The organism is Streptomyces sp. NPDC041940 (genome assembly GCF_055589465.1).
The window spans coordinates 282,872-303,144 of sequence record NZ_JBVJBP010000008.1 but is presented as its reverse complement, the minus strand read 5'-3'; the positions used below and the strand labels follow the sequence as shown (position 1 = coordinate 303,144).

Genomic DNA, 20,273 nt, shown 5'->3' with positions numbered 1-20,273 from the left:
CCCCCCCCCCCCCCCCCCCCCCCCCCCCCCCCCCCCCCCCCCCCCCCCCCCCCCCCCCCCCCCCCCCCCCCCCCCCCCCCCCCCCCCCCCCCCGCGACGTCTCCCTAGGCCTGTACGGCCGACGCGATCAACTGGTCGATCAGGGCGATCAGCACGTCCCGGCACGACTCCCGGTCCCGCGCGTCGCACAGCAGCACCCGCACATGCTCCGGCACCGCGAGCGCGTCCCGGATGTCCTCGGCCGGATACGGGTGCTTGCCGTGGAAGCCGTTTACCCCGACGACGAACGGGATCTCCCGGCGCTCGAAGAAGTCGATCGCGGCGAAACTGGACTCGGGTCTGCGGACGTCGACCAGGACCACGGCGCCGAGCGCGCCGAGCGCCAGGTCGTTCCACATGAACCAGAACCGCTGCTGCCCCGGCGTACCGAACAGGTACAGCACCAGTTCCCGGCTGATGGTGATTCTGCCGAAGTCCAGGGCCACGGTGGTGGCCCGCTTCTCCTCGATGCCGTCGAGGTCGTCGATGCCCAGACCGGCCATGGTCAGGGGTTCCTCGGTGCGCAGCGGGGCGATCTCGCTGACCGACCCGACCATGGTGGTCTTGCCCACGCCGAAGCCCCCGGCGATGAGGATCTTGACCGCGTCGGGTGCCGAGGACGCGTCAGTGACGGGGTCAGAGCCGGCCAAGGCCGTCCCTCACTTTCTGCAGCAGGTCCAGGTCCGGAGTCGTACGGGAAACGAGGCGCGGCGGGCGGACGGCGATCCGGCCCGCCTCCAGCAGGTCGCAGAGCAGGATGACGACCACGCTCACCGGCAGGTCGAGCCGGGCGGCCAGCTCCGCCACGGCGACCGGCTCGGCACACAGCCGGAGGATCCGGGTGTGCTCGGGCTGGCACCGGGCCGCGGTGGCCGGCGGTGGATCGACCGCGGTCACCGTCGCGATGAGCGTGAAGTCGGCACGGCTGGGCCGCGTCCGGCCACCGGTCAGGGCGAACGGTCTTACGAGCCGGCCCGCCGAATCGCCTTCGCCCACCTCACACGCCTGGGTCGACGACGGGTCCGGCCATGCCCCGCGGTGCCGCGCTGAGGTGCTCGCCGATCTTCTTCACCAGCATGTTCATCTGGTACGCCACCACACCGACGTCCGCGCCCGGGCCGGTCAGCACGACCAGATGGGCGCCGGGGCCGGCGGAGGTCAGGATCAGATAGCTGTTGGCCATCTCGATGAGCGCCTGGCGCACCGGACCGCCCCGGAAGTCCATGCTGACGCCCTTGCTCAGGCTCATCAGACCGGACGCGGTCGCCGCGAGCCGCTCGGCGTCGTCGCGCAGGAAGCCGGTGGACTTGCTGACCACCAGGCCGTCCTCGGAGAGCACCACGGCCTGGTTCACGTCGGCGACCCGCTCCACGAGTCCGGTCAGCAGCTGGTCGAGCTGGGTGTGGGTGGCGGGGATGGGGCGTGTCATTGCGGTGTCCTTCGTCAGCGGTCGGCGGGCGGAGTCGAGGGGGCGGCGTCGGCGGCGGCCTGCCGGGGTGGTGCGGCCGGGTCCTCGTCACGGGCCCGGAGCGTGCCGCGCTGGAAGCCGGCCAGGGAGGAGGCGGCGGCTTCCGCGGTGAAGTCGTCGAGGGAGCCGTCGTCGCCGTCGGGCACGGACTCCTCGCGCAGTTCCTCGACCAGGCTGGTCTGCGGCACCCGACGGGGGAGCGGGGCGAGGCCGTCTCCGCGGGGGGTGCGGGCGGCCGGTGCGGTCCGGGCCACGACGAGGGGCCGCGGCTCACGCCCGGAACGGCCGTCGCCGGCACCGCCGGCGGCGCTCTCGGACCCGGCGTCGCCGCCACCGCCGCTGGTGCCGGAGACACTCTCGGCCCCCGCCCCCCTGGGGCCGCCGAGGGCCGCGAGGCTGTGCGTCCCGTTCGTGGCCTTCGCGTTCCGGGCGTCGGGGGTGCCGGTGGGTGACGGGGTCTCCCGGACCACGATGTCGTGCGGAATCAGCACGATCGCCGTGGTCCCGCCGTACGGCGACAGGCGCAGGGTGGCGGCGATGCCGTGCCGGTGGGCCAGCTGGGCTATCACGAACATGCCGAGGCGCAGGTCGTCGGCGAGCGCGACCACGTCGAACTGCGGGGGCACCGCGAGCTGTTCGTTGAAGGACGCGTAGTCCTCCTCCGACATGCCGAGGCCGCGGTCCTCGATCTCGACGGCGAGGCCCTTGGCGACCATCTGGGCCCGCACCGTGACGGGGCTCGGGGCGGGGGAGTACGCGGTCGCGTTGTCGATGAGTTCGGCCAGCAGATGGATGACGTCGGCGACCGCGGGCGGGGCGACGCAGACCTCCTCCTCGGTGTGCACCTCCACCCGCTGGTACTCGGCGACCTCGCCGACCGCGCTGCGCAGGATGTCCATCAGCGCGACCGGCTCGGTCCAGCTGCGGCCCGGCCGTTCGCCGCTGACGATGACGAGGTTCTCCTCGTAGCGGCGCAACTGGCTGGCCGTGGAGTCCAGTTCGTACAGGCCCTTGAGGATGTCGGGATCGCTGTGCTCGCGCTCCAGCGCGTCCAGCTTGCTCAGCTGGAGGTTGACCAGGTTCTGGCTCTGCCGGGCGATGCCCAGGATGACCTTCTGGAAGCCGCGCCGGGTGTCGGCGAGTTCGACCGCGGTGTGCACGGCGGTGCGCTGGGCGGTGTTGAACGCCCGGGCCACCTGGCCGAGTTCGTCGTGCCCGTAGTCCAGCGGGGTCGTCGCCGACTCCGGGTCGACCGTCTCGCCCCGCTCCAGCCGCGCCACCACGTCGGGCAGCCGCTCCTGCGCCAGGCTGACGGCGGCCCGGCGCAGGCCGCGCAGCCGCCGGGACAGCGAGCGGGTGATCCGCCAGGACATGCCGACGCACAGCAGCAGCGCGAGCAGCCCCCCGGCGCTCAGGGACGCCGCCTTGATCAGCGTCCCGTCCGCCTTGTCGGCGCTGCGCTCCAGCAGTCCCGTCGTCTGCTGCTCGATGAGACTCGCGTAGTGCACGGACAGCTTGTCCATGGCGGCGTTCCACCGCTTCCGCGCGTCCGGCAGGGCGATCCGGTCCGCGTCGGTGCCGGAGTTCCGGGCCGCCAGCACCTGGTCCTCGATCGACTCCAGCGTCCGCCACTCCGGGCTCGCCAGGATCCGCTCGGTCCGCGCCTTGGCCTCGCCGGTGAGCTGGGGCACGACCTGGTCCTGGACCAGCCAGCGCCGGGTGTTCACGAGTTCCGCGTACTGCACCCACGCCCTGTCGTCCAGATGCCCCGACGGCCAGGCCAGGGTCAGCTGCGCGTCCTCCCGGGAGACCAGCTCCGCCGCGTGCTCCAGAGCGACCAGCGGACCGGCCTGCGAGGTGAGGTCGCCGTCGTCGACCTGGGAGAGCTCCTGGAAGGCGTGGATCTGGTCGTCGATGATCGAGGAGTACTGGTCCAGCGCCTGCTGCGGGGTGATGTCGGTGGGGTCGTCCACCTGGTCCCGGTAGTACTCGAGGCTCCCGACCGAGCCCAGTACCGAGTACAGCCGGTCGGAGACGCGGGAGGGCGCCTTCTCGATCGCGTCCGCCTGCCCGACCAGCTTCGCGACCGCCTTGTCGGTCTCCTCGCGCTGCGCGTCGAGGGCGGTGCGGGAGCCGTGCGGCGAGGCCAGCCAGGCGGCCGACAGGCTGCGCTCCCGCTGCAGCGCGAGCGTCGCGTCGGTGCCCATGGCGCCGGTCGACCGGCTCAGCTCCGTCTGGTCACGCAGCCGGAGGCCCTCCGAGAACATCTGGATCGTCGTCACGCCCCACATGGCGGCGAGGGTGACGCTGGGCACCAGGGCCAGCAGCCACAGGGAGAGGCGTATGGAACCGAGACGGCGCCGGGCACCTGTCCGTCGAGACATCGTCGTCCTAGGGCGATCAGCGGGGAGCGAGGAACGGGGAAGATGGGATGCGCAGGATGTTATCCGTACAAGTGGGCGTGCGAACCGGGCCTGACCGAATCTTTGGCGACACCGTCACAGGAAGCGTCCCGTCACCGGGTCCCGGCGGCGGCGAACCGTGCCACAGCGGACACGTTCGACCTGGTCACGAACGCGGGCCCGGTGAGCACCGGAGCCGTCCCGCCGCCGCTGACGTTGCCGTTGGTGCGGTACAGCCACAGGGCGTCCACCGCGAGATAGCCCTGCAGATACGGCTGCTGGTCCACGGCGAACTGCACATCGCCGCCCTGGACCGCCTTGACCAGATCCTTGTTGAGGTCGAAGGTGGCCACCTCGGCTCCGCTGCCGGCCTGCTCGACGGCCTTGACCGCGCTGAGCGCGAACTGGGCGCCGTTGGTGACGACCTCGTCGATGCTGGTGTCCTGCCGCAGCCGGGACACGATCGTGGCGGTCACCGCGTTCAGGTCGGTGCCGTCCACGTACAGGTTGTCGGTGTCGCCGCGGAACGTTTTCCGCACGCCGGCGCAGCGGGCCTCCAGCGCCACGTTGCCCCGCTCGTGCACCACGCACAGGGCGTGCTTGGCCTTGACCTCGTCCAGCTTGTCGCCGACGGCCCGGCCGGCGAGGGACTCGTCCTGGCCGAAGTACTCCAGGAGTCCCGTCGGCCGCCAGGCGTCGATGCCGGAGTTGAGCCCGACGACGGGGATGCCGGCCGCCTTGGCCTGGGCGACCGGGCCGCGCATCGCCGCCGGCTTGGCCAGCGTCACGGCGATGCCGTCGACCTTGTCGCGGACCGCGGCCCGCACCAGCTCGGCCTGCGCGGCCGGGTCGGAGTCGCCGGCGTACGTCAGGTCGATGCCGTCCTTGGCGGCCGCCGTCTCCGCGCCTGATCGCACCAGGTCCCAGAAGGCGTCGCCCTCGCCGCCGTGGGTGACGAGGGCGACCTTCATGCCGCCGCCGGACGCGGCTGCCGTATCCGCTCCGTCGTCGGCCACGCCGAGGGCGGAGCAGCCGGACACCAGCAGACACGCGGCGGAGGCCAGGGCCACGGTTCGGGAGAGTCTCATGGTGGTGGGCTGCGGGGCAGGAGTGTTCATGGGGGGTGGACCTCGCTGTGCGGCCGAGCAAGAGCAGGGTGAGAGCACAGCGGGGCCGTGAACGTGCCCGACCCGATGACTCTCTCTGGCCCGGAGCCAACCGTGTGTGACCACCGGTAGTCAAGTGAGCGGCCACAAGCCGTGAGTTGCCGCTGCCGCATCGTGATGATCCGTCCGACGGGCCGAACGGCGAGGTCAGGGCCCCCTTCCCCGGCTACGGCTTGCGCGCCACCGCCCCGTACATCGCGATGTCCTCGTCCCGGATCGTGACACCGTTCCCGGCATCGCCGTTTTCCGTACCGTCCGTGCGGTTCGGGCGCCACTTGTGGACCTGTGCGATGCCGGGCTCCACCAGGTCGAGCCCCTCGAAGAACTCCGCCGCCTCGGGCAGGGTGCGCAGCCGCATCGGCATGCCGCGCGCGGCGTACTCCCGGGCCACCCGGCCGACCTCGTCGGGGGCGAAGTCGGCGGTGCCGACGGACATCGCGAGACAGCTGCCGGGCGGCAGCGGGTCGAGGAGCCGGCGGACGATGCCGACGGCGTCGTGCTCGTCCAGCATGAAGTGCACGATCGCGATGACGGTCAGCGCGACCGGCTGCGACAGATCGAGGGTCTCCCGGAAACCGGGGGCGTCGAGGACGGCCGCCGGGTCGCGCATGTCCGCCTCGACGTACGCCGTCCTGCCCTCGGGCGTACCGGACAGCAGGCCCTGGGAGAGGGAGAGGACGAGCGGGTCGTTGTCGACGTAGACGACCCGCGCGTCCGGGGCCGCCGCCTGGGCGATCTCGTGCAGGTTGGGCGGGGTCGGGATGCCGGTGCCGATGTCGAGGAACTGGCGTATCCCCGCCTCGGCGGCGAGATACCGCACGGCGCGGTGCATGAAGTCGCGGTTGGCCCGCATGTGGACCGGCAGGGCGGGCCACTCGCGGCACATGGCGTCGCCCGCCTCCCGGTCGGCGGGGTAGTTGTCGTCGCCGCCGAGGATGTAGTCGTAGATCCGCGCGGAGTGCGCGCTCTCGGTGTCGATACGGTGCTCCGGCATCCGGGCCTCCCAGTACACAACTCACCCGTCGACGGCCACAGTTGGACCGACGGTCCCAATTCCATCACTCCTGGCTCTCCCCGGAACCCGTCAGCCCGTCAGGACCGGCAGCGTCCGATGGCCGTGCGAGATGAACGAGTCCACCGGCTTCAGCTCCGCGGCCGGTACGGCGAGGGTGAGGCCGGGGAACCGTTCGAACAGGGCCGGCAGGGCCACGCGCGCCTCCAGCCGGCCGAGCGGGGCGCCCAGGCAGTGGTGGACGCCGTACCCGAAGGCCAGATGGTCCTTCGCGGTGCGGGTGACGTCGAAGACGGCGGCGTCCGGGCCGTGCTGCTCCGGGTCGCGTCCGGCGGCGGCGTACGCGGCGAGGATCGCCTCGCCCTTGCGGATCACCGCGCCGTCCGGGCCGCCCAGTTCCCCCAGGGGCAGGTCCTCGACGGCGTACCGCAGCGGCAGGCTGGCCACCGGTGCCTCGGCCCGCAGGGTCTCCTCGATCACGTCGTCCCAGGTGGCGCGTCCGCCGCGGACGTGCGCGAGCTGGCCGGGGCGGGTGAGCAGCGCGTGGACGGCGTTGTCGAGGAGATTGACCGTCGTCTCGTGGCCGGCGCTGATCATCAGCATCAGCGTGTCGAGCAGTTCCTGCTCGCTGAGCCGCGTGCCGCTCTCCTTCTCGTGGGCGGCGATCAGCGCGGAGGTGAGGTCGTCCCCGGGCACCGCCCGTTTCGCGGCGACGAGTTCACCGAGGACGGCGTAGAACCGGGTGTAGATGTCGGCGACCTCGGCCGCGTCGGCCGAGGTGTGGAAGACGCCGTCCACCACGACCCGCAGTTCGTCCCCCAACTCATCCGGCAGTCCGAGGAGTTCGCCGATGACCTGGATGGGCAGCGGATAGCAGAACTCCTCCCGCAGATCGACCGCCCGGCCGTCCGCGCCGCCGCCGGCCCCGGCCTTGGCGACCCGGTCGAGCAGTGCCGCGGTGATCTCCTCGATCCGTGGCCGCAACGCGTTGGTGCGACGGGCGGTGAACGCCTTGGAGACAAGGGTGCGCAGCCGTTTGTGGTCGGTGCCGTAGGCCGTGAACATGCTCTGCACCGCCACCCAGGTGAACAGCGGCCAGTCCGGTGAGACCTCGCCGTCGATCCAGCGCTGCCAGTGCCGGCGCGGGTCCTTCGACACCCGTGGGTCGGTGAGCAGCCGTTTCAGAAGCGAGGTGTCGCTGACCGCCCAGGCCGGGACACCATGGGGGAGTTCGACGGGGGTGACGGGTCCGCGCTCGCGGATCCGGGTCGCCTCGCCGTGGATGTCGCGGCCGGTCGGGTCGATCACGATCGGGTGGGTCTGATCCATCGGACTCTCCCTGGGCTCACGGCTGTTGTACGCCGCGCGCCCGCCTCGTGGGCAGGGCGCGTGGCCCGTCCAGCCAAGTCGCCGCGGCCGGGCGACGCCAGGGAGTGCGGGATCACTGGCCTGAAGAGAGTCACGGGGCCTGATTCAGACGGCCTGTCCTACCTCCCGCTCCAGGGGCGGCGCCTGTGCCCGTGCGGCCTTGGCCGCTTTCCTGCGCTGCCGCCGGCTGACGCGCGGCTCCTGGTCAGGGAGCCAGCCGAAGGTGAGGCAGCTGCCGACGACGCCCAGGAGCATGCCCACGAAGAAGCCGCCCAGGTTCGAGGTCATCCAGGTCCCCAGGGAGACCAGCACCCCGATGACCGAGTAGAACAGGCGCTGGGCGGGGTTGAAGAGGATCAGCACACCGCACAGCAGCATCACGGCCGGAAGCAGATAGCCGGCCAGACCCTGCATGCCGACGTGCAGGATGACGTCCAGCGACGCCTTCAGGGTGAGCAGGACCTCCGCCCCTCCCAGAGTGAGCAGCAGCCCGCCCCAGAAGGGACGGCCCGCCCGCCACCGGCGGAAGGCGGGCCGGACGTTCCCGCGTGAGCCGCCGGGCATCAGCAGCCCGACTCGCTGAAGCCCAGCTTCAGCCCCGGCAGCTTGAACACTGCGGCCGTCGTGGCGTAATTGGTCTGCCGCAGGTTGGTGATGCGCACGGTGTCGGACTGCTGGCTGAAGACGCCGATGGGGCCCTTGCCCAGCGGCCCGGCCTTGTTGAGCTTGCTGGCGTCGTTGCCGATCTCGATGTTCTTGAAGGACGCGTCGCCCGAGAGCTGGGTGGAGTCGGTGGTCAGGTCGCTGGCCCGGACCTTCTTCTTGCCTTCACCCGCCCTGATGATCAGGTTCGTGCCGCCCAGGTCCACGCTCTGGCACAGCTTGGTGAGGGTCGCGTCCTTGATCACGGACGTGACGACCAGCACCTGGCCGCCGGTCTCACCCGCGTTCGGGCTGCCCTCGGCCATCTCGTCCAGGCCGCCGAACTGTGCGAAGCCGGTGCCCTTCAGCTCGGTGGCGGTGACCGTGAAGGGCATGCCGGAGATGGCGAACTGCACGCCCAGCGCCCCCTCGGCGGTGAGGACCGCGAGGCTCGCGGCGACCAGGGTGGCCGGCACCGCCATCACCGCGGCCCGGCGTGCCCGGACCCGCCCGCGACGCGCGGAGGCGTCGCCGGCGTCCGCGGCGGCGGGGCCGTCCGGTCTTTCGGGGGTGTGCTCGGCGGAGGAGGTCATGTCTGCTCCAGGTGCGTGTCGGTGCGGATCGGACTTCGGTGGCACGTTGCCCTGGCGCGGACACCGACCGCGTACGTATGCACTACGACGCGGTAGCCGAGTCGGAAGTTACCGGGGGTTACATGAAGGGTCAAGGGAAGTGTGAACAAAGAGTGTTGAATGTGCGCCGTATGTGAGTCAACGGCGTTCGGAAACTCTCAGCCGACGCACAACTCCCCTGCAATGCCTTGACGTTGACTGACCGGTAGGTCTACAACTCTCCTCGTCTCACCGGATCCGTGGCGCCGGATCCGTCACGCGGCACCGTCCGCGCGCCCCAGGACCCCCCGTCCTGAACGGGTATCTCGCCGTGCCACCAGCCACCAGCCACCCCCCGCCCGGCCCGGCCGGCGCCGCGTCCCCGTGCGTGCCTCCGGCCGGTGACCGGACCGCCGTTGCCGGCCGTCACGTACGGAGAAGGCGTGACGGACCGGCAACGGCGGACGCCTATGCGCGCCCCCTCACCCCCCCGCTTCCGAAAGAGGTACACCCGCATGCGTACTCGCACCCTGCTCGCTTTCACCGCCGCCGTCGCCGCCCTGGGGCTCGCCGCCCCCGCCTCGGCGGCCGACACCCCGGTCCTGACCACTACCGACGGCGCGGCCGTCGCGGTCGGCGACGTCCTCGACGCGTCCCTGGCGAGCGGCACCGCCGCCACCTTCTACTCCAGCGCGACCGGCACCAGCGGCATCTCGTGCACCAAGTCGGCGTTCTCCGCCAAGGTCACCGGCAACCCGGCCGCCCCGGGCACCGCCACCGAGTCCCTGGCCTCGCACACCTTCGACACCAGTGGCTGTACCACCAACGTCGTCGGTTCGCTCGGCGTCAACAGCATCACCGTCGACAACCTGCCCTACACCGCCAGCGTGTCCTCCGACGGCACCGTCTCCGTGACCCCGGGCGCGAGCGCCGCCATCCAGTCCACGGTCAAGCTGCGCACTCTGCTGGGCAGCATCACCTGCGTCTACCAGGCACCGAGCCTGACCGGCACGGCGAGCAACGCCGACCACAGCATCTCCTTCACCAACCAGCAGTTCACGAAGGTCTCCGGTTCGTCGCTCTGCTTCGCCAACGCCTTCTTCACCGCCAAGTACGCCCCGGTGACGAAGGGCGGCGTGGCGATCAACGTCAACTGAGCTTCCGGCGAGGTTGGTTCAGCGTCGCCGTAGTCGTACGGCCAGGGCGGCGCCGCCGGTGAGCAACAGCACCGCCGCGGCGCCGCCCGCCAGCATGGGCGTGGACGGGCCAGAGCCGGGGCCGGAGGTGGCGGCGACCGGGGTGTGCTCGCCCTGCTGCTGCGGAGGCTGCGGGGCGGCGGAGATCCCTCCCGGCTCCTGCTCCTCCTGCTCCTTCTTCTCCTCCGGCTTCTCGCTCTCCTTCTGCTCCTTCTCCTCCGGGGACGCCGCCTCCTGCTGCGGAGCGGCCGCCTTCTTCTCCGGGAACACCACGTCCGAGCACGAGTAATAGGTGTCCGGCGTACTGCTGTTCTGCCACACCGTGTACAGCACGTGCCGCCCGGTCCGGTCGGACGGCAGGGTCGCCTCCAGGCGGTAGGCGCCGTCCGTCAGGGCCGGGTCCGTCACCTCGGCGAACGGCTTCCCGGGCAGATCGGACCAGGACAGCGGCCCGGCCGGGTCGTAGCCGGGCTTCGTCAGGTACATCCGGAACGTGCCGGTGTGCGGGATCGTCGAGACGTACCGCATGGTCAGCGTCGCGCCGGGCGTCATCCGGGTCGAGGGCCAGTCGGCGCGGGCGAGGTCGAGACCCCGGTAGGCGGGCAGGCCCCCGCTGCACAGCTTCCCGTCGGGGACGACCTGCCGGTCCCGGCCGTTCACGCCCGCCAGCCGCAGGTTGTCCCAGGCCGTGAAGGGCGCGCCGTTCGCGGCGACGGCCGCGCGGCACGCCGCCGTGCCGGCACGATCGCTGCCCTCGGGGGAGCAGGCCACCACCCGGCTCACCGGGTCCGTCGGCGCGCCGTGCGCCCCCGCCGGTCCGGCGGCCCACAGCGGCAACAGCAGCGGGGTCACGAGGGCGGCCGCGATTGCGGTGCGGTGTGCGGTCGTACGAGGCATCCCTCTGCGTCTCCTCGGCCGGGGCGGCAACGTCGGTAGTGCAGTACGGGAAACCGTCCCGGCGCGTTCACCGCGCACGGACGCGTTCGAAAGCGGGCATTCGAGCCCAACTGCCCTCCATAGAGGGTGGGTTCCCGGCCGGATCGAGGGTTTCCCCCGTATCCCGATGACCTTCCCTTTGCCTATCGTTCGACCACATCGAGCACAGCTGACCTACAGGTAACCCCGAACGGGTCCGCTCGTCTTCTCGCGTCTGGCCGGCCATCGCGTCGCTTTTCGAACCACCCCCCTCCGCTTCGACGACGAAGCGACTCCACCGCCGCTCCGCCCAGCCCGGAGTCAGGCCACGAAAGGCAACGACCGTGCGTACCTCCCCAGAGCTCAGACGGAAGCTGATATCCGTCGCCGTCGTCTCCGCCGCGCTGCTGACCGCCGCCCCCGCCTCGGTCGCCGTCGCCCAGGAGTCCGCGCCCCGCCCCGCCGTCCCCACCGCGCAGACCGAGGCCGCCCCCGGCGCCACGGCCGAGCGCCTCATCGTCGGCTACAAGTCCGGCGCCACCGAGGCCAAGTCGAACAAGGCCGCCGCCGCCGACGCCGAGGCCAAGGCCGAGAAGACCGGCGAGGACGTCGACTTCCAGCGCCGCCTCGGCACCGGTGCCGCCCTCGTCGACCTGGGCGCCGGCACCACCCGCGCGTCCGTCGCCGACGTCGTCGCCCAGTACGAGGCCGACCCGCAGGTCGCCTACGTCGTTCCGGACCGTCTGAACAAGCCGACGGCCGTCACGCCCAACGACACCGAGTACGCCAAGCAGTGGGACCTGTTCGAGTCCACCGCGGGCATGAACGTCCCGGGCGCCTGGGACACCACCACCGGCGGCGGCGTCACCGTCGCCGTCATCGACACGGGCTACGTCACCCACTCCGACCTGGCCGCGAACATCGTCGGCGGCTACGACTTCATCTCCGACACCGCGGTCTCCGTCGACGGCAACGGCCGTGACAGCAACCCGGCCGACCCGGGCGACTGGTACAACGCCAACGAGTGCGGCACGGGCATCCCGGCCTCCACCTCCTCCTGGCACGGCACCCACGTGGCCGGCACCATCGCCGCCGCCACCCACAACGGCAAGGGCATCGCCGGCATCGCCTACGGCGCGAAGATCTCCCCGGTCCGTGTCCTCGGCAAGTGCGGCGGCTACGACTCCGACATCATCGACGCCATCACCTGGGCCTCCGGCGGCACCGTCTCCGGCGTCCCCGCGAACACCAACGTCGCCAAGGTCATCAACATGAGCCTCGGCGGGGGCGGCGCCTGCTCCACCGCCACCCAGAGCGCCATCACCGGCGCCGTGAACCGCGGCACCTCGGTCGTCGTCGCGGCCGGCAACGAGAACCAGAACGTCTCCAACTCCTCCCCGGCGAACTGCAACAACGTCATCTCCGTCGCCGCGACCAACCGCGCGGGCAGCCGTGCCTCGTACTCCAACTTCGGTTCGCTCGTGGACATCGCCGCCCCCGGCGGCGAGACCCGCACCACCGCCAACGGCATCCTGTCCACGCTGAACTCCGGCACGAAGACGCCGTCGAGCGAGAACTACACCTACTACCAGGGCACCAGCATGGCGACCCCGCACGTCGCGGGCCTCGCCGCGCTGCTGAAGTCGGCGAACTCCGCCCTCACCCCGGCGCAGATCGAGTCGGCCATCAAGGCCAACGCCCGTGCCCTGCCCGGCACCTGCTCCGGCGGCTGCGGCGCCGGCCTCGCGGACGCCGCCAAGACGGTCCAGGCCGTCAAGGGCGGCACGACCACCGGCACGACCTTCTCCAGCACCACCGCGGTCGCCGTCCCGGACAACGGCGCGGCGATCGAGTCGCCGATCAGCGTCACCGGCCGCAGCGGCAACGCCCCCTCGGCCCTCCAGGTCGGCGTCGACATCACCCACACCTACCGCGGCGACCTCGTCATCGACCTCGTCGCCCCGGACGGTTCGACGTACCGTCTGAAGTCGGCCGCGTCGGACTCCGCCGACAACGTGAACACCACCTACACGGTGAACGCGTCGAGCGAGACCGCCAACGGCACCTGGAAGCTGCGCGTCCAGGACACCTCGGCGCAGGACACGGGCACGCTGAACAGCTGGAAGCTGACCTTCTGATTCGCGTTCACCAGCGGGCGGGTCGACCGGTGCGGATGGGGCACCGGCCGGCCCGCCTTTACGTCTGCCCGCACAACCCCCACAGTTAGATACCGAATGCGCTGTTTTCTTTCACCGGTTGCGATTGTTTTGCCGGATGTGCACCCGCACTCCGGCACACTGGTGTGATGAACGCCGTCTGAGGGTGAGTTATCGTGTACGCGGGGTAAAAACAAACGGCATGACCCGTTCATTTCCGTCCCGGGAGAGTTCAGCCGATGGCGAGGCAGTTGCGAGCCGAGCAGACCCGCTCGACGATCATCACGGCCGCCGCTGACCTGTTCGACCGTCGCGGCTACGAATCGACCAGTCTCAGCGACATCGTGGAGCACGCTCAGGTCACCAAGGGTGCCCTGTACTTCCACTTCGCGGCCAAGGAGGATCTCGCCCACGCGATCCTCGAACTTCAGTCGCACACCGCCCGCAGACTGGCGACGGAGACCGACAGCCGCGGCCACACCGCGCTGGAGGCGCTGATGCGCCTCACGTTCGGCATCACCCGCATGTCCGTCGAGGACCCGGTCCTGCGGGCAGGGCTGCGGCTCGCCACGGGCGGCATCCAGCCGCGGCCGCCGCTGAGCCACCCCTTCACGGAGTGGCTGGACATCGTCACGAACCGGCTCGTCGGCGCGGTCAAGGAATCCGACGTCCACCCGGACATCGATGTCGATGTCGTGGCCCACTCCCTGGTCTGTTTCTTCGTCGGCACCCGGGTCGTGGGCCGCACCCGCGAGCCCGTCGCGCGGCAGCCCCGCAGAACGGCCGAGATGTGGAACATACTCATCCGCAGCCTGGTCCCGGTGACCCGCCGCGCCCGCTATCTGAGCCTGGCGGCCCGACTGGAGCGGGAGATCGCGCCGGTCTGACCGGTCCGGCCCGGGCATGGGGCCGCGCGCTACGGTGAGCCGCATGCCCGACACCCCCACCCCACCCGTGCTCCTCGGCAACCAGCCGGGCTCGTTCCCCCACAGCGTGCTGGCCGAGCGGCACCCCGCGATCATCCGCCAGGTCCGCGAGGCCTTCCCCTACGAACCCGGGCAGCACCGCGCGCTCGACGAGCTGCTGGCGAACTGCACCAAGGGCGAGATCGAACCCCTCCCCGCCGACGCGCACGACCGGGACCTCTGGGAGACCTGGGGGCTCGGCGAGTACACCGGACGCTCCTGGTTCGACGTGCCGTGGCTGTGGTCCGAGAGCTGGTTCTACCGGCGACTGCTCCAGGCCGTCGGCTACTTCGGCCCGGGCCCCTGGCAGGGCATCGACCCCTTCCGCCCGTTCAAGGTCGCCGAACTCGACTCCGCCGAGACCTACGAGGAACTCGCCGCCCTCGACGACCTCGCGAACCGGCCCGCCGGCGCACAGGCACAGGCCCTGCTGCACGGCTCCCTCTGGGGCAACCGCGCCGACCTCGGCTTCCGCCTCTCCGCCGAGGGAGCGCGGGACGCGGACGCCGCCCCCGGTCTGGTGGCCGACGACAGCGACCGGCTGTGGTCCCTGCTCGACGGCACCGGCACGGGCACCCTGTGCCTGGTCGCCGACAACGCGGGCCGCGAACTCGTGCCCGACCTGCTGCTCATCGCCCACCTCCTGGCCCAGGGCCGGATCGGACGGGCGGTCCTGCACGTCAAGCCGTACCCCTACTACGTCTCCGACGCCACCACCGCCGACGTCGTCGACGCCCTGCGCCGGCTGACCGGTGCCGGAGGAGTGGCCGCCGACCACGGACGGCACCTCTGGTCGGCCCTGGCCGACGGCCGCCTCGTCCTGCGCGCCCACCCCTTCTCCAGCGCGCCGCTGCCGTACCAGGAGATGCCCGGCGACCTGCGCGCCGAGTTCGCCTCGGCCACGCTCACGGTCTTCAAGGGCGACCTCAACTACCGCCGCCTGGTGGGCGACCGGCTCTGGTCCCCGACGACCCCCTTCACGGACGTCACCGCGTACTTCCCCGGCCCGGTCGCCGCCCTGCGCACCCTGAAGTCCGATGTGATCACCGGCCTCGACAGCCGGACGGAGGCCGAACTGGTAGCGGCGGAGGGCGGGCGCTGGCGCACCAGCGGCACACACGCGCTGATCCAGGTGCGGGTCCCCGGCTAGGCCGGGCCGCCTCCGAATAGGCCAGGCCGGCTTCACAACGCCTGCGTTCACGTTCGATTCACGCGATGGTGTGATCATGTCCCGCCCCGCGGATGCCGCCGCGGGGCGCCGGGTAGGGCCCGGCCATGACGCAGCCGTTCGAACTCCCGCACTTCTACATGCCGCACCCCGCGCGGCTGAACCCCCATGTCGAGGAGGCCCGCGCCCATTCGACGGAGTGGGCGCGCGAGATGGGCATGCTGGAGGGATCCGGCGTCTGGGAGCAGGCCGACCTCGACGCGCACGACTACGGTCTGCTCTGCGCCTACACCCACCCCGACTGCGACGGCCCGGCCCTCTCCCTCATCACCGACTGGTACGTGTGGGTCTTCTTCTTCGACGACCACTTCCTGGAGATGTACAAGCGCAGCCAGGACCGCCTCGCCGGCAAGGCCCACCTGGACCGGCTGCCGCTGTTCATGCCGCTGGACCTCTCGGCTCCCGTACCGGAACCGGAGAACCCCGTCGAGGCGGGTCTCGCCGATCTGTGGGCGCGTACCGTGCCGAAGATGTCGCAGGACTGGCGGCGCCGTTTCGCCGTGGCCACCGAGCACCTTCTGAACGAGTCCATGTGGGAGCTGTCCAACATCAACGAGGGGCGGATCTCCAACCCCGTCGAGTACATCGAGATGCGCCGCAAGGTGGGCGGCGCCCCCTGGTCGGCGGGGCTCGTGGAGTACGCGACCGCCGAAGTGCCCGCCTCCGTCGCCCGGTCGAGGCCGCTGAGGGTGCTGATGGAGACGTTCTCCGACGCCGTGCATCTGCGCAACGACCTGTTCTCCTACCAGCGGGAGGTCGAGGACGAGGGCGAGCTCAGCAACGGCGTGCTCGTCCTGGAGACCTTCTTCGGCTGCACCACCCAGGAGGCCGCCGACACCGTCAACGACGTCCTCACCTCCCGGCTCCACCAGTTCGAGCACACGGCGTTCACCGAAGTGCCCGCGGTGGCCCTGGACAAGGGCCTCACCCCGGACGAGGTGGCGGCCGTCGCGGCTTACACGAAGGGGCTGCAGGACTGGCAGTCGGGCGGCCACGAGTGGCACATGCGGTCCAGCCGCTACATGAACAAGAACGCGCGCGGCGGCAAGCCCTGGCCGGGCTGCAGCGGCACGGGCACCTCCGCCGCCGACGTGCGCGCCCTGCTCGCCTCGGCCGGTGCCGAGCGTCGCCTGCGCTCCTACACACACGTGCCGTACCAGAAGGTCGGGCCGTCCCGGATCCCCGACATCCGCATGCCGTTCCCGCTGGCACTCAGCCCGCACCTCGACAATGCCCGCCGGAATCTGCGCCGCTGGACGGACCGCATGGGCATCCTCGCCGAGGGCGTCTGGGACGAGGACAAGCTCAGGGCCTACGACCTCGCGCTCTGCTCGGCGGGCCTCGACCCCGACGCCACCCCGGAGGCCCTCGACCTCAGCGCGCAGTGGCTCGCCTGGGGCACCTACGGCGACGACTACTACCCGCTGGTCTACGGCCACCGGCGTGACCTGGCGGCCGCCCGGCTGACCACCGCCCGCCTGTCCGACTGCATGCCGGTCGACGGCGGGACGCCGCCGGTCCCGGTCAACGCCATGGAGCGGGGCCTGGTCGACCTGTGGCTGCGCACCACCGCGGAGATGACGCCCGAGGCGCGGCGCACCCTGAAGGACGCGGTGAACGTCATGACCGAGAGCTGGGTCTGGGAGCTGTCCAACCAGCTGCAGAACCGCGTCCCCGACCCGGTCGACTACCTGGAGATGCGCCGGGCGACCTTCGGCTCCGACCTCACCCTGAGCATGTGCCGGATGGGGCACGGCCCGGCCGTACCGCCCGAGGTCTACCGCAGCGGCCCGGTCCGCTCCCTGGAGAACGCGGCGATCGACTTCGCGTGTCTGATCAACGACGTCTTCTCGTACCAGAAGGAGATCGAGTACGAGGGCGAGGTCCACAACGCGATCCTCGTCGTGCAGTCCTTCTTCGGCTGCGACTACCCGGCCGCGCTCGGCATCGTGCACGACCTGATGAGCCAGCGCATGCGGCAGTTCGAGCACGTGGTCGAGCACGAACTGCCGGTGCTCTACGAGGACTTCCGGCTCTCCGACGAGGCGCGTGCCGTCATGGCGGAGTACGTCACGGACCTGCGGAACTGGCTGGCGGGCATCCTGCACTGGCACCAGGAGGTGGACCGCTACAAGGCCACCTGGCTGGCCCGCCGCGCCCACGGCTTCCTCCCGGGCCGGGCCCCCGCCGTGCCCGTGCCCGCGCTCGGCTGAGACGGCGCCCGGGTCGGCCCTCCGCTCCTCCTGACCCGCGGCTCGCACCGCACCCGTCCGCCGGGTGCGGTGCGAGCCGCGCCGTGTTTCCGGCCGTTCCGACGGGACGTATGGCCTCTGCCGGCGCCGGTCAGTCTCACTCGTTCGTGGCTCGTCGCGTGCCGAGGTGCCGGGTAGAGCACCAGCCGTGATCGTTCCGCATCCGCCGGAGGCGATCCCGTTCGGCACCATCCGGAGGCGAGCCATGGAACAGACCGCGCTGCGACCCAAGCCGATGCCCGGTCAGGAACCGGGTGCGGCGGTGCCGGCCACCGAGGCCGGTCCGGCCCGGCCGCGCCCGCGCGCCGCCCGGCGGCGGGGCCGACGGCTCGTCAACGCGCTGTTCGCCGCCTTCCTGGGCGTGGTGCTCGTCCTCTGCGGGATCGGCCTCGGGACGGTGGGCGCCACGGTGGCCGACGCGGGCGGAGTCCTCGACCCGCGAGGGTGGCGCAAGCCCTCGCCCTCCGGCCCCTCGCCGTCCGCCGTCGCGTCCGTGCCCGCCGCCGTGACACTCGGCGTGCAGGTCATGGACGCCGGGAAGCCGGGAGCCCTGGTCGTCGGGATCCAGGTCCCCGGGCCGGGACACGCGGCGGGCCTGGAGCGCGGCGACCTGCTCCTCGTCTTCGGGAGGACCCGCATCGACACGGCCGCCGACCTGGCCCGAGCCGTCGCCGGTGCCCGGCCCGGTGCCGAGGTCCGGGTGACGGTGCGGCACCGGGGCGGTGGCTACCAGCAGCTGACGGTCGTACCGGCCGTCGTCACGTGACCACCCGGAAGTGGCTCGTGAGCCGCCCCGTGTCGTCCAGGACATGGAAGGCGAGTCCGGGCGGCGCGTCCCGGTCCGCGGCCTGATCGCCCTCCCAGGGCAGCCGCAGCGTCCACGTCACACCGGGGCCGGTGACCAGCGGCCGCCCCGCGAACGAGGTGGCGGCGGGGGTGTGGGCGTGGCCGGTGATCAGCCCGGCGATCTCCGGCCTGCGTGCCAGCAGGCCGCCCAGCCGGTCGGCTCGACGCAGCCCGCAGGAGTCGGGCAGGGGGTGGTGCAGCGCCACCGGCGGGTGGTGGAAGGCGAGCAGGGCCGGAAGGCCGCTGTCGAGTTCGTCGAGGGTGGCCTCGATCCAGTCGTACGTCTCCTCGTCCAGCTCCCCGTCGTCGCTCCCCGGGACGCTGGAGTCGCACATCAGCACGGCTCCGTCGTCGAAGACCCGCACGCTGTTGACCGGCCCCTCGGCCCCGGGCAGGCCCAGCAGCGCCTTGCGATAGGGCACGCGGCTGTCGTGGTTGCCCGGGCAGGTCAGCACGGGGAACGGGGCGTCGCCGTCGCGCAGTCCCAGCAGGCGGGCCGCCTCCTCGTACTCGGACTCCGTGCCGTGGTCCGCGATGTCCCCGGTCACCAGCAGCGCGTCGACCCGGCCCGGCAGTTCCCGCAACCGGTCGTGGACACGCTCGGCGCGCTCCGTCGCCCGCGCGCTCCCGTCCAGATGCAGATCGCTGATGTGTGCCAGTACGAGCACGGCCGCACGCCCCCTCGTTCGAACGACTGATGGATGCCCAGCTAATGGGTGTAGCGAATCTAAGCATTAGATCTAACGGTTGGGAAATGCCCTGCCGTTAGCAACGATGCTCGGACGAAGTCCGCAGACGGCTCGCGCCGCCCCCGCGGGCCGGGCAGGATGTCTGCCCGTAGCCCCTTCGCCCGCCCTGGGAGGCCCGGATGACCGGAAGCACGGCGGCGTCCTTCACCGCCGACGACTACAGGGCGCGCATGGAGCGCGCCGCGCGCGATGCCGCCGAGGCCGGTCTCGCGGGCCTGCTGGTGGCCCCCGGACCGGATCTGGTGTGGCTCACCGGCTACACGCCCCCGGCGGTCACCGAACGGCTCACCCTGCTGGTCCTCGCCGCCGGACAGGACCCCGTCCTCGTCGTCCCCGCCCTGGAGGCCCCGGACGCGCACAAGGCGGCCGGCGCGCCCGCCCTGGCCCTGCGCGACTGGACCGACGGCAAGGACCCCTACGCCGCCACCGCGGCCCTGCTCGACGCCTCGGGCCGGTTCGGCATCAGCGACAACGCCTGGGCGCTGCACCTGCTGGCCCTGGGGCAGGCCATGCCCGGCAGCTCCTACAGCTCGCTCACCGAGGCCCTGCCGATGCTGCGTGCCGTCAAGGACGCGGCCGAACTGGAGCTCATGGCGGCCGCGGGAGCCGCCGCCGACGCGACGTTCGAGGAGATCCGGAACGTCCCGTTCACCGGCCGCCGGGAATACGAGGTGGCCGCGGACCTCGACCGGCACCTGCGCCGGCACGGACACGAGCAGGTCGACTTCACCATCGTCGCCTCCGGCCCGAACGGCGCCAACCCGCACCACGAGGCCGGTGAACGCGTCATCGAACGCGGCGACATGGTCGTCCTCGACTTCGGCGGCCTGCGGGACGGCTACGGCTCCGACACCTCCCGCACGGTCCACGCCGGCGAACCCACCGACGAGGAACGCTCCGTGCACGACCTCGTGCGCGCGGCCCAGGAGGCCGGTTTCCGCGCCGTGCGGCCGGGGGCCACCTGCCAGGACGTCGACCGGGCCGCCCGCGCGGTCATCGCCGACGCCGGCTACGGCGAGTACTTCATCCACCGCACCGGACACGGCATCGGCGTCACCACCCACGAACCGCCGTACATGATCGAGGGCGAGCTGCGGCCCCTCGTGCCCGGCATGTGCTTCTCCGTGGAACCCGGCATCTACCTGCCGGGCCGGTTCGGCGTGCGCATCGAGGACATCGTGACCGTCACCGAGGACGGCGGGCGGCGCCTGAACACCACCTCCCGCGAGCTGGTCATAGTGGAGTGACGCCACCATGT

Annotated in this window: 18 protein-coding genes; 7 read left to right on the top strand and 11 right to left on the bottom strand. The window is 71.7% G+C overall.

The features are described 5' to 3' along the window. Positions 1-104 precede the first annotated feature (104 nt). From ACZ6I3_RS17140 to ACZ6I3_RS17100, 9 genes are all read right to left on the bottom strand, one after another. On the bottom strand, positions 105-689 hold the full coding sequence (locus ACZ6I3_RS17140; protein WP_469415390.1) for a GTP-binding protein: 585 nt from the start codon (positions 687-689) through the stop codon (positions 105-107). Further along, a complete protein-coding gene (locus ACZ6I3_RS17135; RefSeq protein WP_469415388.1) occupies positions 676-1,035 on the bottom strand; it encodes a DUF742 domain-containing protein in 360 nt (119 codons plus the stop codon). The genes ACZ6I3_RS17140 and ACZ6I3_RS17135 overlap by 14 nt, the downstream gene beginning before the upstream one ends. A gap of 1 nt (position 1,036) precedes the next feature. Beyond that, positions 1,037-1,468, bottom strand: coding sequence for a roadblock/LC7 domain-containing protein (locus ACZ6I3_RS17130; protein ID WP_020271575.1), 432 nt, complete (start codon positions 1,466-1,468; stop codon positions 1,037-1,039). Positions 1,469-1,482: 14 nt separating this feature from the next. After that, positions 1,483-3,891, bottom strand: coding sequence for a sensor histidine kinase (locus tag ACZ6I3_RS17125; protein ID WP_469415386.1), 2,409 nt, complete (start codon positions 3,889-3,891; stop codon positions 1,483-1,485). A gap of 131 nt (positions 3,892-4,022) precedes the next feature. Beyond that, positions 4,023-5,027: a substrate-binding domain-containing protein gene (locus ACZ6I3_RS17120; protein WP_469415385.1), complete on the bottom strand. Its 1,005-nt coding sequence runs from the start codon at positions 5,025-5,027 to the stop codon at positions 4,023-4,025. A gap of 214 nt (positions 5,028-5,241) precedes the next feature. Next, positions 5,242-6,069, bottom strand: a complete 828-nt coding sequence (locus ACZ6I3_RS17115; RefSeq protein WP_469415384.1) for an SAM-dependent methyltransferase — start codon at positions 6,067-6,069, stop codon at positions 5,242-5,244. Positions 6,070-6,159: 90 nt separating this feature from the next. Continuing rightward, complete coding sequence (locus tag ACZ6I3_RS17110) at positions 6,160-7,416, bottom strand: cytochrome P450 family protein (protein WP_469415382.1); 1,257 nt, start codon at positions 7,414-7,416, stop codon at positions 6,160-6,162. A gap of 144 nt (positions 7,417-7,560) precedes the next feature. Next, positions 7,561-8,019: a DUF6114 domain-containing protein gene (locus tag ACZ6I3_RS17105; protein WP_469415380.1), complete on the bottom strand. Its 459-nt coding sequence runs from the start codon at positions 8,017-8,019 to the stop codon at positions 7,561-7,563. Continuing rightward, on the bottom strand, positions 8,019-8,690 hold the full coding sequence (locus ACZ6I3_RS17100) for a DUF6230 family protein (protein WP_469415378.1): 672 nt from the start codon (positions 8,688-8,690) through the stop codon (positions 8,019-8,021). Before ACZ6I3_RS17100 ends, ACZ6I3_RS17105 begins: the two co-directional genes overlap by 1 nt. Before the next feature lie 533 nt (positions 8,691-9,223). Here ACZ6I3_RS17100 and ACZ6I3_RS17095 point away from each other — a divergent pair. After that, positions 9,224-9,865 carry a Tat pathway signal sequence domain protein gene (locus ACZ6I3_RS17095; RefSeq protein ID WP_469415377.1) on the top strand — a complete coding sequence of 214 codons (642 nt, stop codon included), beginning with the start codon at positions 9,224-9,226 and terminating at the stop codon, positions 9,863-9,865. 18 nt (positions 9,866-9,883) lie between these two features. Here the strand turns inward: ACZ6I3_RS17095 and ACZ6I3_RS17090 are convergent, their stop codons facing one another. Then, positions 9,884-10,801, bottom strand: a complete 918-nt coding sequence (locus ACZ6I3_RS17090; RefSeq protein ID WP_469415376.1) for a lytic polysaccharide monooxygenase — start codon at positions 10,799-10,801, stop codon at positions 9,884-9,886. Positions 10,802-11,163: 362 nt separating this feature from the next. Between ACZ6I3_RS17090 and ACZ6I3_RS17085 the strand changes: the two genes are divergently transcribed. The 5 genes from ACZ6I3_RS17085 (at position 11,164) to ACZ6I3_RS17065 (ending at position 18,186) form a co-directional block, all read left to right on the top strand. Next, positions 11,164-12,957 (top strand): S8 family peptidase, encoded by a 1,794-nt coding sequence (locus ACZ6I3_RS17085; protein WP_469415374.1) that lies wholly within the window; start codon positions 11,164-11,166, stop codon positions 12,955-12,957. Positions 12,958-13,214: 257 nt separating this feature from the next. Beyond that, entirely contained in the window at positions 13,215-13,862 is a 648-nt protein-coding gene (locus ACZ6I3_RS17080) for a ScbR family autoregulator-binding transcription factor (protein WP_469415372.1), read from the top strand. A gap of 43 nt (positions 13,863-13,905) precedes the next feature. Beyond that, the gene (locus ACZ6I3_RS17075) at positions 13,906-15,090 is read left to right on the top strand and encodes a damage-control phosphatase ARMT1 family protein (RefSeq protein ID WP_469415370.1); all 1,185 of its coding nucleotides are present in this window, start codon (positions 13,906-13,908) and stop codon (positions 15,088-15,090) included. A 125-nt stretch (positions 15,091-15,215) separates the two neighbouring features. Beyond that, positions 15,216-17,381 carry a germacradienol/geosmin synthase Cyc2 gene (gene cyc2, locus ACZ6I3_RS17070; RefSeq protein WP_469415368.1) on the top strand — a complete coding sequence of 722 codons (2,166 nt, stop codon included), beginning with the start codon at positions 15,216-15,218 and terminating at the stop codon, positions 17,379-17,381. Between the two features lie 244 nt (positions 17,382-17,625). Next, positions 17,626-18,186, top strand: coding sequence for a PDZ domain-containing protein (locus ACZ6I3_RS17065; protein WP_469415367.1), 561 nt, complete (start codon positions 17,626-17,628; stop codon positions 18,184-18,186). Here the strand turns inward: ACZ6I3_RS17065 and ACZ6I3_RS17060 are convergent. Continuing rightward, positions 18,179-18,934 carry a phosphodiesterase gene (locus ACZ6I3_RS17060; protein ID WP_469415365.1) on the bottom strand — a complete coding sequence of 252 codons (756 nt, stop codon included), beginning with the start codon at positions 18,932-18,934 and terminating at the stop codon, positions 18,179-18,181. The genes ACZ6I3_RS17065 and ACZ6I3_RS17060 overlap by 8 nt on opposite strands. A 200-nt stretch (positions 18,935-19,134) precedes the next feature. Between ACZ6I3_RS17060 and ACZ6I3_RS17055 the strand changes: the two genes are divergently transcribed. Next, positions 19,135-20,262 carry an aminopeptidase P family protein gene (locus ACZ6I3_RS17055; protein WP_469415364.1) on the top strand — a complete coding sequence of 376 codons (1,128 nt, stop codon included), beginning with the start codon at positions 19,135-19,137 and terminating at the stop codon, positions 20,260-20,262. The last annotated feature ends 11 nt before the right edge of the window (positions 20,263-20,273 follow it).